At 69.1% G+C, this 14,918-nt stretch carries 16 protein-coding genes; 9 read left to right on the forward strand and 7 right to left on the reverse strand.

Features of this window, described 5'->3' with window-relative positions; genetic code table 11:
* Positions 1-14 precede the first annotated feature (14 nt).
* The 5 genes from qcrC (at position 15) to IEQ44_RS01360 (ending at position 5,193) form a co-directional block, all read left to right on the forward strand.
* Positions 15-887: a cytochrome bc1 complex diheme cytochrome c subunit gene (qcrC, locus tag IEQ44_RS01340; protein WP_227486656.1), complete on the forward strand. Its 873-nt coding sequence runs from the start codon at positions 15-17 to the stop codon at positions 885-887.
* The gene (gene qcrA / locus IEQ44_RS01345; RefSeq protein WP_193636607.1) at positions 884-1,951 is read left to right on the forward strand and encodes a cytochrome bc1 complex Rieske iron-sulfur subunit; all 1,068 of its coding nucleotides are present in this window, start codon (positions 884-886) and stop codon (positions 1,949-1,951) included. Before qcrC ends, qcrA begins: the two co-directional genes overlap by 4 nt.
* Complete coding sequence (gene qcrB, locus IEQ44_RS01350) at positions 1,948-3,636, forward strand: cytochrome bc1 complex cytochrome b subunit (RefSeq protein WP_193636608.1); 1,689 nt, start codon at positions 1,948-1,950, stop codon at positions 3,634-3,636. Before qcrA ends, qcrB begins: the two co-directional genes overlap by 4 nt.
* 142 nt (positions 3,637-3,778) lie before the next feature.
* The gene (locus tag IEQ44_RS01355; protein WP_193636609.1) at positions 3,779-4,126 is read left to right on the forward strand and encodes a tetratricopeptide repeat protein; all 348 of its coding nucleotides are present in this window, start codon (positions 3,779-3,781) and stop codon (positions 4,124-4,126) included.
* Between the two features lie 38 nt (positions 4,127-4,164).
* Positions 4,165-5,193 carry an LLM class flavin-dependent oxidoreductase gene (locus IEQ44_RS01360; protein WP_193636610.1) on the forward strand — a complete coding sequence of 343 codons (1,029 nt, stop codon included), beginning with the start codon at positions 4,165-4,167 and terminating at the stop codon, positions 5,191-5,193.
* 91 nt (positions 5,194-5,284) lie between these two features.
* On the opposite strand, the gene IEQ44_RS01365 is transcribed toward IEQ44_RS01360, so the two are convergent.
* From IEQ44_RS01365 to ctaC, 3 genes are read right to left on the reverse strand one after another with little or no spacing between them, the layout of a single operon-like run.
* Positions 5,285-5,683 carry a cytochrome c oxidase subunit 4 gene (locus IEQ44_RS01365; protein WP_193636611.1) on the reverse strand — a complete coding sequence of 133 codons (399 nt, stop codon included), beginning with the start codon at positions 5,681-5,683 and terminating at the stop codon, positions 5,285-5,287.
* Positions 5,680-7,356: an aa3-type cytochrome oxidase subunit I gene (gene ctaD / locus IEQ44_RS01370; protein ID WP_193636612.1), complete on the reverse strand. Its 1,677-nt coding sequence runs from the start codon at positions 7,354-7,356 to the stop codon at positions 5,680-5,682. The genes IEQ44_RS01365 and ctaD overlap by 4 nt, the downstream gene beginning before the upstream one ends.
* Positions 7,353-8,225, reverse strand: a complete 873-nt coding sequence (ctaC, locus tag IEQ44_RS01375) for an aa3-type cytochrome oxidase subunit II (protein WP_193636613.1) — start codon at positions 8,223-8,225, stop codon at positions 7,353-7,355. Before ctaC ends, ctaD begins: the two co-directional genes overlap by 4 nt.
* 110 nt (positions 8,226-8,335) lie before the next feature.
* On the opposite strand from ctaC, the gene IEQ44_RS01380 reads away from it, so the two are divergent.
* Both IEQ44_RS01380 and IEQ44_RS01385 read left to right on the forward strand, forming a co-directional pair.
* Positions 8,336-9,478, forward strand: a complete 1,143-nt coding sequence (locus IEQ44_RS01380) for a cysteine desulfurase family protein (protein ID WP_193636614.1) — start codon at positions 8,336-8,338, stop codon at positions 9,476-9,478.
* Positions 9,475-9,738 (forward strand): sulfurtransferase TusA family protein, encoded by a 264-nt coding sequence (locus IEQ44_RS01385; protein WP_319804412.1) that lies wholly within the window; start codon positions 9,475-9,477, stop codon positions 9,736-9,738. Before IEQ44_RS01380 ends, IEQ44_RS01385 begins: the two co-directional genes overlap by 4 nt.
* 48 nt (positions 9,739-9,786) lie before the next feature.
* Here IEQ44_RS01385 and IEQ44_RS01390 read toward each other — a convergent pair whose 3' ends face one another.
* Positions 9,787-10,770: a carbohydrate kinase family protein gene (locus tag IEQ44_RS01390; protein WP_193636615.1), complete on the reverse strand. Its 984-nt coding sequence runs from the start codon at positions 10,768-10,770 to the stop codon at positions 9,787-9,789.
* 64 nt (positions 10,771-10,834) lie between these two features.
* Here IEQ44_RS01390 and IEQ44_RS01395 point away from each other — a divergent pair, with 64 nt between their 5' ends.
* Entirely contained in the window at positions 10,835-11,077 is a 243-nt protein-coding gene (locus tag IEQ44_RS01395; RefSeq protein ID WP_193636616.1) for a hypothetical protein, read from the forward strand.
* 120 nt (positions 11,078-11,197) lie between these two features.
* On the opposite strand, the gene erpA is transcribed toward IEQ44_RS01395, so the two are convergent.
* Together erpA and IEQ44_RS01405 are read right to left on the reverse strand one after the other, a co-directional pair.
* Positions 11,198-11,560 (reverse strand): iron-sulfur cluster insertion protein ErpA, encoded by a 363-nt coding sequence (gene erpA, locus IEQ44_RS01400; RefSeq protein ID WP_193636617.1) that lies wholly within the window; start codon positions 11,558-11,560, stop codon positions 11,198-11,200.
* Positions 11,561-11,619: 59 nt separating this feature from the next.
* Positions 11,620-12,711, reverse strand: a complete 1,092-nt coding sequence (locus tag IEQ44_RS01405; RefSeq protein WP_193636618.1) for a glycerate kinase family protein — start codon at positions 12,709-12,711, stop codon at positions 11,620-11,622.
* 77 nt (positions 12,712-12,788) lie between these two features.
* Between IEQ44_RS01405 and IEQ44_RS01410 the strand changes: the two genes are divergently transcribed.
* The gene (locus IEQ44_RS01410) at positions 12,789-13,679 is read left to right on the forward strand and encodes a GNAT family N-acetyltransferase (protein WP_193636619.1); all 891 of its coding nucleotides are present in this window, start codon (positions 12,789-12,791) and stop codon (positions 13,677-13,679) included.
* Positions 13,680-13,715: 36 nt separating this feature from the next.
* Here IEQ44_RS01410 and nadA read toward each other — a convergent pair whose 3' ends face one another.
* The gene (gene nadA / locus IEQ44_RS01415) at positions 13,716-14,888 is read right to left on the reverse strand and encodes a quinolinate synthase NadA (protein WP_193636620.1); all 1,173 of its coding nucleotides are present in this window, start codon (positions 14,886-14,888) and stop codon (positions 13,716-13,718) included.
* Positions 14,889-14,918: the final 30 nt, after the last annotated feature.

The raw sequence follows: 14,918 nt of genomic DNA on the forward strand, positions 1-14,918 counted from the left end.
GAGGATTGAGACAATTGCGTTTCCTGAACCGCACCGCTGGTCGGCTCTCCCGGCATCGCCGGGGTCCGCTCGCGGGACTTTCCGTACTCCTGGTCGGTCTGCTCATGACCGGCGGTGCGTACGCGTTCTTCTCCCCTGCCACGGCGCAGGACGCCAAGACCGACGCTGAGCTGATCGAGCAGGGCCGCGAGCTCTTCCTCGTCGGATGCTCGTCGTGCCACGGCGTCAACGGAGAGGGCATCAACGCCAAGCGTGAGGGCTACCAGTACGGTCCCTCCCTCGTGGGCGTGGGTGCCGCCGCCGTCGACTTCCAGGTCGACACCGGCCGCATGCCGATGGCACAGCCCGGCCAGCAGGCTCCCCGCAAGGAGTCGGTCTACAACGACGACGAGATCGCGGCCATGGCGGCCTTCGTCGCCTCCCTGGGCCCCGGCCCGGCGGTCCCCTCCGAGGCCGACTACAGCATCGACGGCATGAGCGAGGCGGAGCGCGAGGCCGCCATCGTCCGCGGTGGCCAGATCTTCCTGACGAACTGCACCGCCTGCCACAACTTCAACGGCCAGGGCGGCGCCATGCCCGAGGGTGGCTACGCCCCCTCGCTCAAGGGCGTCGAGGAGAAGCACATCTACCAGGCCATGCTGACCGGCCCCCAGTCGATGGACAACTTCTCCGACGGCAACCTGTCACCCGAGCAGAAGCGTGACGTCATCGCCTACCTCAAGTCGATCGAGGAGCAGCCGGAGTACGGCGGCTTCACCCTCGGCGGCCTCGGTCCCGTCTCCGAGGGCATGTTCGCCTGGCTGCTGGGCATCGGCGGCATGGTCGGCTTCGCCGTGTGGATCGCGGCCCACTCGACCCGCTCCAAGAAGGACAAGGTGGAAGCGTGAGCAACGACAACCAGACCACCGAGGTCGCACACGTCGACCCGGTGGCCGACCCGGGCCTCCCGGCCCACGCCTGGCGTCCCACCGACGTCGACCCGAAGGCCGAGAAGCGCGCCGAGCGCCAGGTCGCCGCCTTCTTCATCGCCTCCATCGTGATGGCCGTCCTCTTCTGCGTCTCCTACTTCGTGTTCGAGATCGGCGAGGACTGGGACACCATCGGCGGCATGGGTGCCTCCACCGTGGCACTCGGTGTCACCCTCGGCCTCGCGCTGATGTTCATCGGCATCGGGATCATCCAGTGGGCCCGCAAGCTCATGGCCGACCACGAGCTCGTCGAGTACCGCCACTCCGCCTCCTCCAGCGACGAGGACCGCGCCGACGCGGTCGCCGCGCTGCAGCAGGGCATCGAGGAGTCCGGCATCGGCCGTCGCCCCCTGGTCCGCAACACGCTGCTCGGTGCCGTCGGCGCCCTGGGGCTGCCGGCCGTCGTGCTCCTGCGCGACCTCGGCCCGCTGCCCAAGGACGTGGTCGACCCCGAGAACGGCAAGGGCCTGGAGCACACCCTGTGGAAGAAGGGTGAGCGCATCGTCCGCGACGTCATCGGCACCCCGATCCTCGCCTCGGAGCTCGAGGTGGGCGACCTGGTCAACTGCCAGCCGGAGATCCTGCTCGCCACCGACGAGAACGGCAACCACGTCCTCCACGGTGTCGACGTGCAGGTCGGCAAGTCCAAGGCCTCGCTGATCCTGCTGCGCATGGAGCCCGACGACATCACCCACGGCAAGGGCCGCGAGAACTGGACGGTCGACGGCATCGTCGCCTACTCCAAGATCTGCACCCACGTCGGTTGCCCGATCTCCCTCAACGAGCGGACGACGCACCACCTGCTGTGCCCCTGCCACCAGTCGACCTTCGACCTGGCCGACAGCGGTCGCGTGGTCTTCGGTCCGGCTGCCCGTGCCCTCCCCCAGTTGCCGATCGCGGTCGACTCGGAGGGCTACCTCGTCGCCCAGAGCGACTTCACCGAACCCGTCGGTCCGAGCTACTGGGAGCGTGACTCGAAGTGAGCGTCGACACCACCAAGGTGGCGAAGAGCAACGCCACGACGGCCGCCACGCCGGCCAAGCCCTCGAAGCTGGGGGGCGCGGCCACGTGGGCCGACGAGCGCCTCGGCCTCGGCGGCGTCGTGAAGAAGAACATCCGCAAGGTGTTCCCCGACCACTGGTCCTTCATGCTGGGCGAGATCGCCCTGTGGAGCTTCGTGGTCCTTCTGATCACCGGCGTCTTCCTGACCCTCTGGTTCACCCCGAGCATGGCGGAGCAGCAGTACCAGGGCTCCTACGACCAGCTGCGCGGCATCTACATGACCGAGGCGATGATCTCGGCGCTCGACATCTCGTTCGACGTGCGCGGTGGCCTGCTGATGCGCCAGATGCACCACTGGGCCGCGATGCTCTTCATCGCGTCGATGATGGTGCACCTCATGCGCGTCTACTTCACCGGCGCCTTCCGCAAGCCGCGCGAGATCAACTGGGTCATCGGCATGCTGCTGTTGCTGCTCGGCACGATCGAGGGCTTCACCGGTTACTCCCTGCCTGACGACCTGCTCTCCGGCACCGGCGTCCGGGCGGCCGACGGCTTCATGAAGGCCGCGCCCGTCGTGGGCACGTACATGTCGTTCTTCCTCTTCGGAGGCGAGTTCCCCGGCGACATGATCATCCCGCGCCTCTACATCGTCCACGTGCTGCTCATCCCGGGCCTGCTCCTGGCGCTCATCGCGGCGCACATGATGCTGCTCGTCTACCACAAGCACACCCAGTGGCCTGGCCCCGGCCGCACCGAGGGCAACGTCGTGGGCTACCCGATGCTCCCCGTCTACATGGCGAAGGCCGGCGGCTTCTTCTTCATCGTCTTCGGTGCCACCGCCCTGATGGGTGGTCTGATGACCATCAACCCGGTCTGGAAGTACGGTCCGTACGACCCGTCGAAGGTGACTGCTGGCTCCCAGCCCGACTGGTACATGGGTTGGCCCGACGGCGCGCTGCGCATCATCCCCGGCTGGGAGTCCCACTTCTGGGGGGTCACCCTGTCGTGGAACATCCTGCTGCCGATCCTCATCCTGCCGATCGTCTTCTGGCTGCTCGTCATGATGATGCCCTTCATCGAGGCCTGGATCACCGGTGACAAGCGCGAGCACCACCTGCTCGAGCGTCCGCGCAACGCCCCGACCCGCACGGCCCTGATGGTCTCGTTCATGACCTTCTACGGCCTCATGTGGGCCGCGGGCGGCAACGACCTGATCGCCATCAGGTTCGACATGAGCATCAACGCGATCACCTACTTCATGCGGGTGGCCGTGTTCGTCGGACCGGTGATCGCCTTCATCATCACGCGCCGCTGGTGCATCTCGTTGCAGCGTCACGACAACGAGCGTCTGCTGCACGGCTACGAGACCGGCGTCGTCAGCCGCTCCCCCGAGGGTGGCTACTCCGAGCTCCACCTGCCGTGGTCGGAGGAGAAGCAGTTCACGCTCACCTCCCGCGACCGCGACGAGGTGTACGCCCTGGAGTCCGACGTGGACGCGAACGGCGTGCCGGCTCCCGGCACGCGGGCCAACCGCCTGCGCGCCAAGCTGTCGAAGTGGTGGTACGGACCCGCGGTCCAGAAGCCCACTGCTGAGGACTTCGCCCACGCCCACCACCACGGAGACCACGAGGTCGAGGGCGGTGAGCAGGGCAAGGAGCTCCACTGATCCGCACCTCCCGGTGACCTCGTCACCGAGAGAACCATGAGAAGGTCCGGTCCCCCAACGGGGGCCGGACCTTCTTGGCGTCCTGTCGGGGAACATCGGACCCTCACGAGTAGTTGTGTCGTCAACCGCTTGAGGAGACACGATGACCTACTTCCCGCTGCACCCCAGGACCCCCTACGAGAAGTGGCGCTGGGCCGAGCAGCTCTTCGAGGCCCGCGACCACCTCAAGGCCGCGGAGGTCCTCGAGGACCTGCTCCAGGACCCCGAGGTCCCGGTCGGCGACCTTCCCCAGGTCCGCGAGCTGCTGGCGCGGGCGTACTTCCACTCAGCTCGCCTCGATCGTGCTGCGGACGCGGCCCGCGAGGCGCTGCGGCACGAGCCGGGCAACACCTACCTCGTGCTCCTGCTGGGTCGTAGCCTCGAGCGTGCCGGACGACAGGCCGAGGCCGAGCCCCACCTGCGCATGGCCGCAGCTGCCGGACTCATCTGATCTCCCACCCCGCCACTCCCCTGCCCTGAGAAGGACTCATGGAACTCGAACTCGGTCTCGACACCTTCGGCGACGTCACCGTCGACCGCGAGGGCGCACCACTCCCCCACCACCAAGTGATTCGCGACGTCCTGGCGCAAGCGGTACTGGCCGACCAGGTCGGTGTCGACGTCTTCAACGTCGGCGAGCACCACCGTGACGACTACGCCGTCACGGCGCCCGACATCGTGCTGGCCGCCGCAGCAGGGCGTACAGAGCGGATCAAGCTGGGCACCGCCGTCACCGTGCTCAGCTCCGACGACCCCATTCGCGTCTACGAGCGCTTCGCCACCCTGGACGCCCTGGCCGACGGCCGGGCCGAGGTCACGCTGGGGCGAGGGTCGTTCACCGAGTCCTTCCCGCTCTTCGGCTTGGACCTGCAGGACTACGAGGTGCTCTTCGAGGAGAAGCTGCAGCTCTTCGCGGCCCTGAGGTCGGAAGGACCGGTCTCGTTCAACGGCACCACGCGTCGCCCCCTGGCCCCCACGGAGGTGTACCCGAAGACCGCTGCCGGGTCACTGCCCGCCTGGGTGGGGGTCGGCGGCTCGCCCGAGAGCGTCGTCCGCGCCGCTCGACACGGCTTCTCGCTGATGCTCGCCGTCATCGGCGGCGAGCCCGCGAGGTTCGCGCCTTACGCCGACCTCTACCGCCGGGCGCTGGAGGAGCTGGGACAGCCTCAGCTGCCTGTCGGCGTGCACGCCCCGGGCTTCGTCGCTGCGACGGATGAGGAAGCCCAAGAGCTGCTCTTCCCCCACTTCAAGGCCAACCGGGACCGCATCGGAGCTGAGCGGGGCTGGCCGCCGGCCACCAGGCTCCAGTTCGACCAGGAGGTGCGCCACGGAGCGCTCTTCGTGGGTTCACCCGACACGGTGGCAGCCAAGATCGCCTCCACCGTGCGGGGGCTCGGCCTGCAGCGGTTCGACCTCAAGTACAGCAACGGCCCCGTGCCCCACGAGCACCTGATGGAGTGCGTACGCCTCTACGGCGAGGAAGTCATGCCGCGGGTCAGGCACCTGCTCGCCGAGTGAGAGCAGGTCCCTCGGACCACGGGACACCGGAAATGCAGAACGGGCGGGAGAGCAGTTGCTCTCCCGCCCGTTCGTCACTGATGCACGGCCCTCAGTGGGCGTGCTCCCCGCGGTAGTACTCGAACACCATTCCGGCCAGCGCCACCATGCCGAGACCCAGGGCGATGACGAAGAGCCACCAGGCCCCCAGAGCGATGCCGTAGACACCGAGGCTGAGGGGCAGGGCGTTCCACAGGGGCCACCACGAGTAGGGCGGGAAGAAGCCGTACTCGCCGGCACCCTCCGCGATCTCGGCGTCCTTGCGGTCCTCGAGACGCGCGTCCATGCGGTTGGCGTGGAAGCCGAGGTAGCCGGCGACCATGAGCGCCAGGAAGGCGGACATCGTCAGGGCCGAGGTGCCGGTCCAGTCCTTCGCGATCACCCAGTAGGCCGGGGTGACCAGCGCGAAGAAGATTCCGCAGATCGCGAAGATCCATGCTTCGACCTTCATCGGCCCTTCTCCTTCTTGGTGGTCTCAGTCGTCTGGGCGACCGATTCGTCGTCGTTGGCCGCGAGCTCCGGGTGGTGGAGGTCGAAGGCCGGGGACTCCGAACGGATGCGCGGCAGCGCGTGGAAGTTCTGGCGCGGCGGCGGCGACGTGGTCGCCCACTCCAGCGAACGGCCCCAGCCCCACGGGTCGTCGGTCATGACCTGCTCCGACTTGTGGGTCTTGTAGACGTTCCAGAGGAACGGGAGGGTCGAGAGGGCGGTGAGGAACGCGCCCACGGTCGACACCTGGTTGAGGACGGTGAAGCCGTCGTCGGGCAGGTAGTCGGCGTAGCGACGGGGCATGCCCTCGACACCCAGCCAGTGCTGCACCAGGAAGGTGGTGTGGAAGCCGACGAAGAGCAGCCAGAAGTGGATCTTGCCCAAGCGCTCGTCGAGCATCTTGCCGGTGAACTTCGGCCACCAGAAGTGGAACCCGGCGAACATCGCGAAGACGACGGTGCCGAAGACCACGTAGTGGAAGTGGGCGACCACGAAGTAGGAGTCAGAGACCTGGAAGTCCAGCGGGGGGCTGGCCAGGATGACGCCCGTCAGACCACCGAAGAGGAAGGTGGTCAGGAAGCCCATGGTCCACAGCATCGGGGTGTCCATGGAGACGGAACCGCCCCACATGGTGCCGATCCAGTTGAAGAACTTCACTCCGGTCGGCACCGCGATGAGGAACGTCATGCCCGAGAAGAACGGCAGGCTGACCGCGCCGGTGACGAACATGTGGTGGGCCCACACCGCGATCGAGAGGATCGCGATGGCCAGCGTCGCGCCGACCAGACCCACGTAGCCGAAGATCGGCTTGCGGGAGAAGACCGGCAGGATCTCCGACACGATGCCGAAGAACGGCAGGGCGATGATGTAGACCTCGGGGTGGCCGAAGAACCAGAACAGGTGCTGCCACAGGATCGGACCGCCGTGCGACGGGTCGAAGATGTGGGAGCCGAGCAGTCGGTCGGCCTCGAGCGAGAGCAGCGCGCCGGCCAGGATCGGGAAGGCCAGGAGCACCAGGATCGAGGTGATCAGGGTGTTCCAGGTGAAGATCGACATCCGGAACATCGTCATGCCGGGAGCGCGCAGGCAGATGATCGTGGTGATGAAGTTGACCGCACCGAGGATGGTGCCCAGACCAGCCATGTAGAGGCCCATGATCCAGAGGTCGCCACCCACGCCCGGGGAACGCACCGCGTTGGAGAGCGGCGTGTAGGCGAACCAACCGAAGTCGGCGGCACCGGAGGGCGTCAGGAAGCCCGAGGCAGCGATGAGCCCACCGAACAGGTAGAGCCAGTAGCTGAACATGTTCAGTCGCGGGAACGCGACGTCGGGCGCACCGATCTGGATCGGCATGACCAGGTTCGCGAAGGCGAAGAAGAGCGGCGTCGCGAAGAGCAGCAGCATGATCGTGCCGTGCATCGTGAACATCTGGTTGTACAGCTCGTCGTTGATGACCTGCTGGCCCGGGAACGCGAGCTCCGTGCGGATCAGCATGGCCATCAGGCCGCCGAGCATGAACCAGATGAACGCCGTGACGGTGTACATCTTGCCGATGAGCTTGTGGTCCGTGGTCGTGAGCAGGCGGACGACCTGCTCGCCGATGGACTTGGCTCCCGGGTCAGCGGTGACGGTCACTGGTCGTCTCCTTCGGTCTCGAGGCCCGGCTGCGTGTTGACGTCGGAGCCACCCAGGACGGGGGCCTGCGCAACGTTGTCCGGGTTCTCCTGGAGCTCGTCGAGGTACGCGTCGTACTCGGCCGCCGTGACGACCTCGACGTCGAAGAGCATGCGCGAGTGGTAGACGCCGCAGAGCTCGAAGCACTTGCCGCGGAACTCACCCGTGACGGTCGGGGTGGCCTGGAAGGTGTTGACCCGGCCCGGGATGACGTCGAGCTTCATGAGGAACGAGTCGATCATGAAGGAGTGGATGACGTCGGGCGAGTGCAGCCTGAACTCCACGAGCTGGTCGACCGGCAGCACCAGCTTCGGGCGGTCGGCGGTGGTGCCGACGACGTACGGCGTGGTCCCGCCCTCGCCCTGGTCGGTGTAGTTGAAGGTCCACGACCACTGCTGACCCACCACGTCGATGGTGATGTCGGGGTCGTCGACCTTCTCGGTCACCGCGTTCTGCGTGTTGACCGTGTGGAAGAAGAACACGATCACCATGAGGATCGGCGCGACCGTGTAGAAGATCTCCAGCGGCAGGTTGTAGCGAGTCTGCACCGGGACGAGGTTCGTACTGGTGCGGCGGAAGCGCCACGCGGCGTAGAACATCAGTCCCCAGGTCAGGACGCCCACGGCCATCGCCGCGACCCAGGACCACTTCCAGAGCTCGAAGATTTCGGGAGCCCGGTCCGATGCCGGCGAAGGCATGGCGAGTCTTCCGATCTGATCTTTGTCCTCAGCAGAACACGCACCGAGTGCGAGCACGCTGAGACCCAGCACAGCGCCTTGCACACTCCTCTTCAGGGGTGCCGCTGCGCGCGAGGGGAGTTGCAGACCCACGAACGAGCCTCTCTCTCTTGGGCAGTCACGTATAGGCGCAACACTATCCGAATCCGCCCGGGCGGTGGAGGCAGGGTCACTCCGCGTGGCCAGCGGCTAGGTTCGACGTCGTGAGTACGCCCGATCCCACTCCCCGTCGCCCCCTCGACGCGGCCTCCTCGGAACCCCTCCATCCCCGCGCACGCGAGGTCCTGGCGGCGGCGCTCGACCAGGGCTGGGCCGATCCCCGACGCCTGCACCACGAGGCCCGTCGGGCCCGGATGCTGCTCGACAACGCCCGGGAGGCGGCGGCGGAGGCGCTCGACGTGCGTGCCGACGAGGTCACCTTCACCACCTCGGGCACCGACGCGGTCCACCGCGGGCTGCTCGGCCTCCACGCCGTGAGGCGGCGCACCTCCCCCGCGGTCGCGCACTCCGCGGTGGAGCACTCCTCCGTCGTGCACGCCGCCCGCTGGACCGGCGACCCCCTCGTGGAGGTGCCGGTGACACCGACGGGTGAGGTGCTGGCGACCGCCGTCGCCGAGGCACTCGCCTCGGCGCCCGCCCCGGCGGGCGTGCTGGCTGTGCAGTCGGCCAACCACGAGGTCGGCACGGTCCACGACGTCGCTGCTGCGGCGGAGGTCGCCGGCGACGTGCCGCTCTTCGTCGACGCCTGCGCAAGCCTGGGCCGACTCCCCCTGCCCCGGGGATGGGCCGCGGCGGCCGGATCGTCACACAAGTGGGGTGGACCGGCCGGCGTCGGCCTCCTTCTCGTGCGCAAGGGCGCCCGGTGGCGCAACCCGTTCCCGGGCGACGACCGGGCCGACGAGCGCGCGTGCGGCTTCGAGAACGTACCCGCGGCGCTCGCGGCTGCCGCGGCCCTGCAGGCCATGGTGCAGGAGCGGCAGGAGACCGCCGCACGGCAGCACGCCCTGGTCGACCGCATCCGAGAGGCGGCTGCTGCTTTGCCCGACGTGGAGGTGGTGGGCGACCCGGTGCGGCGCCTGCCCCACCTCGTGACCTTCTCCTGCCTCTACCTGGACGGCGAGTCGTTGGTCACCGAGCTCGACCGCCGGGGGTTCGGCGTCGCGAGCGGGTCGGCCTGCACCAGCTCGACGCTCACGCCGTCGCACGTGCTGGCCGCGATGGGGGCGCTGACGCACGGCAACCTGCGGGTCTCCCTGCACCAGGGCACCACGGAGGCCGACGTCGAGGCCTTCCTCGAAGCCCTGCCGGAGGTCGTCGACGAGCTGCGGGGACGGATCACGTGGTGAGCCCGGATGCCGATGGGGGCACCCTGCCCACGGCCCGGCTCGAGCTCGACTGCCGGCAGATGCTGTGCCCGATGCCCGTGATCGAGCTGGCCCGTCACGTCGACGACGTGGCCGTGGGTGACGTGGTGGCCGTGGTCACCCTCGACGTCGCGGCCAGGACCGACGTGCCGGCCTGGTGCAGGATGCGCGGGCACCAGTACGTCGGTGAGGACGCGGCGCACGACGGCGCCCCGCGCCACCTCGTGCGCCGCCTGACGTGAGTCGACAACGCCCGAGCACGACGGCGTACGTGCTCATCCGCGGTCCCCTCAGTGCAGGGTGTGCAGGTGCGGAGCGATCGCGGCCGCGGTCTCGGCCCCGTAGGCCTCCTCGCAGCGCACCAGGAACTTGTCCCGGCTGAGCGTGTACTCCTGCGTGCCGACCTTCTCGACGACGTGGGCGGCCAGCAGGCAGCCGAGCTCCGCCGCGAGCCGGTGGTCCAGGCCCCAGGCCAGCGCGGCCAGGAAACCGGCCCGGAAGGCGTCGCCGACACCGGTCGGCTCGATGGCCACGACCTCGGAGAGCGCGGGGACCGTGATGGTCTCGGCACCGTTGCCCAGGATCTTGACCCCGGCGGCACCGAGCGTGACGACCCAGGTGCCGACGCGGTCGAGCACCTCCTGCTCGCTCCATCCGGTCTTCTGGGTGATCAGCGAGGCCTCGTACTCGTTCGAGAAAAGGATGTGGGCGCCGTCGACGAGCTGGCGGATCAGGTCGCCGTCGCCGAAGGCCAGCTGCTGCGACGGGTCGGCCACGAAGCGGTAGCCGCGCTGGCGGCACTCGTCGGTGTGGCGCAGCATCCCCTCCGGGTCGTCAGGGCCGATCAGGACGTAGTCGGGGGCTCCGACGCGGTCGGCGATCGGCTTCAGCTCGATCTCGCGGGACTCGCTCATCGCCCCGGGGTAGAAGGACGCGATCTGGGCCATGGAGGTGTCGCTGGTGCAGACGAAGCGCGCGGTGTGGCGGGTCTCGGAGACGTGCACGGAGTCGCAGTCGACGTTGTGGCGCTCGAGCCAGGCCCGGTAGTCGGCGAAGTCCTCGCCCACCGCGCCGACGAGCACCGGGTTGAGGCCGAGGCTGCCCAGACCGAAGCAGATGTTGGCCGCGCAGCCACCGCGGCGCACCTCCAGGTCGTCGACCAGGAACGAGACCGAGAGCTTGTCCAGCTGGTCCACCACCAGGGAGTCGGCGAACCGGCCTCCGAAGGACATCAGGTGGTCGGTGGCGATGGAGCCTGCGATGAGCAACGACATGCTTCCGCACACTACCGCTCAGTACTGGTTTCAGTACCAATCGGTAACGCCTAGCGTCGTGGTCATGACCTACAGCGCTCCGAGCTCACACCTGACCCACGACGAGTTGCCGACCACCCACGAGATGGCCGCAGACTGCCGTGAGGTCGTGTCCTCCCTCCGCTTGGACCGCGCGGTCAGGGCAGCAGTCCGACAGGCGCCGAGCATCCACTTCGAGGACTACCCCCGCGACGTGGTGAAGCAGGAGATCAAGGTGAGCGCGGCAGCCACCCGGATCGCCAACTCTCTGCACCTGCACCTGGACTGACGCCACTCCGCGTCCCTCCCTGGACGCACACGCGAAGAAGCCCCCACCTGCTCGGTGGGGGCTTCTTCCGTGCTCGGGGCCGGGCGGCTCAGTGAGACGAGTCGCCGCAGCAGCAACGGCTCAGTGGAACGAGTCGCCGCAGGCGCAGGAGCCGGTCGCGTTGGGGTTGTCGATCGTGAAGCCCTGCTTCTCGATCGAGTCGACGAAGTCGATCATCGCGCCGTTGAGGTAGGGCACGCTCATCCGGTCGACCACGACGCTGACGCCGTCGAAGTCGGTGACGACGTCACCGTCGAGGGTGCGCTCGTCGAAGAACAGCTGGTAGCGCAGGCCCGAGCAGCCACCGGGCTGCACGGAGATGCGCAGGGAGAGGTCGTCGCGCCCCTCCTGCTCCAGGAGGCTCTTCACCTTGGCGGCCGCGACCGAGCTCAGGTTGATCTGGTCGGTGCGGCGCTCTTCGGTGGTCTCGACCTGCTCGGTCATGTGAACTCCCATGCAGTGGTTCGTGGTTGTTACCGACGTCAATCGTCTCACAGATGCGGTTATTCCCCCACCGTCCAGCTGCGCGCGACGCGTTCGGCCAGCTCGGCCAGCGCGACGGCAGGTTCGGCGAAGGCCCGTTCCTCACCGACGGCGTCCACGAGGGCGTAGGCGCCGTCCATGCCCAGGGCCCGCATCTCGCGGGAGCCGACGAGCACCTGTCCGGCCAGAGTGATGCAGGGCCTCAGCGCCTCGACCGCCACCTGGGCCACCCCGTAGGGCACCTTGCCCGACCGGCTGGAGAAGTCGAAGGCACCCTCCCCCGTCACCACCAGGTCGGCGGCCCGGACCCGGTCGGCGAGACCGACGGCCTCCGCCACCACGTCGAGACCCGGTCGTCTGGTCGCGCCGAGCAGCAGGGCCGCGAACCCCACTCCCCCCGCCGCACCGGCGCCCGGCTCCAACGACGTACGCCGGTCGCACGCGTGGGCGTACGCCTCCAGCAGGCCGTCGACCTCCACGACGTCAGGTTCGGTGAGCCCCTTCTGCGGGCCGTAGGTCTTGGCGGCCCCGAAGAGGCCGGTCAGCGGGTTGTCGACGTCGCTGGCCAGGACCAGCTCCACCCCGTCCAGCGCGGCACGCGCCGGGGCGACGTCGACCTGGCTGACGCCCGCCAGGCCGTCCGGGCCGGCATCGAGGGGCACGTCGGCGGTGGCGCCGAGGGCGGCCAGCAGACCCGCGCCCCCGTCGGTGGTGCCGGACCCTCCAGCACCCAGCACCACGCGGCGTACACCCTGGGCCAGCGCCGCGCGCACCAGCTCACCCACCCCGAACGAGCCGGCACGACGCGGCTCCTGCCCGCCGGTCAGGTGGAGGCCGCAGGCCTGCGCGGACTCGACGTAGGCGGTCTCCCCCACGACCAGCACCCGTCCCGGCACCTCGCCGCCGTGCGGGCCGCGGACCCAGACCTCGACGATCGTGCCGCCGGTGGAGGCATGCAGCACGTCGACGAATCCGGGCCCGCCGTCAGCCATCGGCGCGAGGTCGACCTCCACGTCGGGGGCACGCCGCCGCCACCCCTCCGCGATGGCCTCGGCGGCCTGGACGGCGGTGAGGGTGCCGGCGAACTTGTCGGGGGCGATCAGGACGCGCATGCCCCCCATCCTGCCGCGCGGCCCACCAGGGCCGGCAGGAGCCCGGCGACACCACCACGCGTCGCTAGGGTGCCGACATGGATACCCGAGCCCCGGCGCCCCTCCTGCCCGACGGGATCGTGGTGCGCCCCATGCGACCCGACGACCTCGACGACGCCGAACGGCTCTCCGACCTGGCCTTCTCGCGCATCGATGCGCACAGCACCGGGCGTACGCCCCAGCGCGCCGCAGCATGGAAGGCCCGGACCGCACACCTGCTCGCGCAGGACGGGGCAGGGTGCTGGGTGGCCGACCGCGACGGCCGAATGGTCGGCCTCGCCGTCTCGTTGCGCCGCGAGACGCTGTGGGCCCTGGCGACCCTGGCCGTGCACCCGGACTGGCAGGGCCGGGGCGTGGGCCACGTCCTGCTGCAGGCGGCAGGCACCCACGCCCGGGGAGCGCTGAGAGGGATGATCTCCTCGTTCTCGGACCCGCGGGCGGTGCGGCGCTACCGCACGGCCGGTTTCGACCTGCATCCACAGATGCTCCTGGAGGGAGTCGTCCACGTCGACGGACTGGAGGCGTCTCGTCACGTGCGGGACGGCACCGGAGGTGACCTCGAGTGGATGGACTCCCTCGACCGAGGTCTGCGTGGCGCGGGACGTGGCGACGACCACGCGCTGCTGAGGGCGACGCACCGGTCGCGCGTCGTCGACAGGGCACACCGACGGGGGTACGCCTACGTCGGTGAGGACCACACGGTGGTGCTGCTCGCGGCCAGCGACCGGCGCACCGCCGCAGAGCTGCTCACCGACGCCTGGCTCGGGGCGGCGGGCGAGGTCGTGCGCCAGCCCCACGTCACCGCCGCGAACCAGTGGGCCCTGGATGTCGGGCTCGCGGCAGGCCTGTCGGTGCGCACCGAGGGCTACCTGTGCGTGCGGGGTCTGAAGCCGCCGACGCCCTACCTCCACCACGGTTCGCTGCTCTGAGCCGCCACCCGGGGCCGGGTCGCGGCGGCGGGAGCCTCAGTCCTTCGCGGTCTTCCCCGGCAGGTCGAGCATCCGCTGGAGCGCGACCTTGGCCCACTCCTCGGTCTCGGCGTCGACGCTGATCTGGTTGACGACGGTGCCCTGGACGAGGTTCTCCAGTGCCCACACGAGGTGGGGCAGGTCGATCCGGTTCATCGTCGAGCAGTAGCAGACGTTGCGGTCGAGGAAGACGATGTTCTTGTCCGGGTGGGCGTCGGCCAGCCGCTTGACCAGGTTGAGCTCGGTGCCGATCGCCCACGTGCTGCCCGGTGCGGCCGCCTCGATCGTCTGGATGATGAACTCGGTGGAGCCGACCAGGTCGGACTTCGTGACGACCTCGTGGGTGCACTCGGGGTGGACCAGGATGTTGATCCCCGGGTGCGCGGCCCGGAGCTCGTCGACCACGTCGGGGCTGAAGCGGCCGTGCACCGAGCAGTGTCCGCGCCACAGGATCATCCGGGCGTCGCGCAGCTCCTCGACGGTGAGCCCACCGTTGGGCAGCATCGGGTTCCAGACCACGCAGTCGTCCAGGGAGAAGCCGAGCTGCAGCACCGCGGTGTTGCGCCCCAGGTGCTGGTCGGGGAAGAAGAGGACCTTGGCGTCGGGCTTCTGGTCGAAGGCCCACTCCAGGGCGACCTCGGCGTTCGACGAGGTGCAGACGGCGCCGCCGTTGCGGCCGCAGAACGCCTTGATGTCGGCGGAGGAGTTCATGTAGGTGATCGGCACGACGGAGTCCTGGATGCCGGCCTCGGCCAGCGCGTCCCAGGCGTCCTCGACCTGACCCAGCCGCGCCATGTCGGCCATCGAGCAGCCGGCGGCCATGTCCGGCAGGATCACCTGCTGGGCGTCAGAGGTGAGGATGTCGGCCGACTCGGCCATGAAGTGCACGCCGCAGAAGACGATGAACTCGGCCTCGGGACGGGCGGCCGCCTCGCGGGCGAGCTTGAACGAGTCGCCGGTGACGTCGGCAAACTGGATGACCTCGTCGCGCTGGTAGTGGTGACCGAGCACGAAGAGCCGGTCACCCAGCGCCTCCTTCGCCGCTCGGGCCCGCTCAACCAGGTGGGGGTCCGACGGCGCAGGAAGGTCGCCGGGGCACTCGACGCCGCGCTCGGAGTCGAGGTCGCGGCCCTTGCCCAGCGGAAGCAGCGGCAGGTCGATCGTCGTCATGGTGCCGATCCTAGTCGCCACACCCCGCCG

Origin of the sequence: Nocardioides malaquae (genome assembly GCF_015070385.1) — a bacterium.
In the GTDB taxonomy this organism is placed as follows: domain Bacteria; phylum Actinomycetota; class Actinomycetes; order Propionibacteriales; family Nocardioidaceae; genus Nocardioides; species Nocardioides malaquae.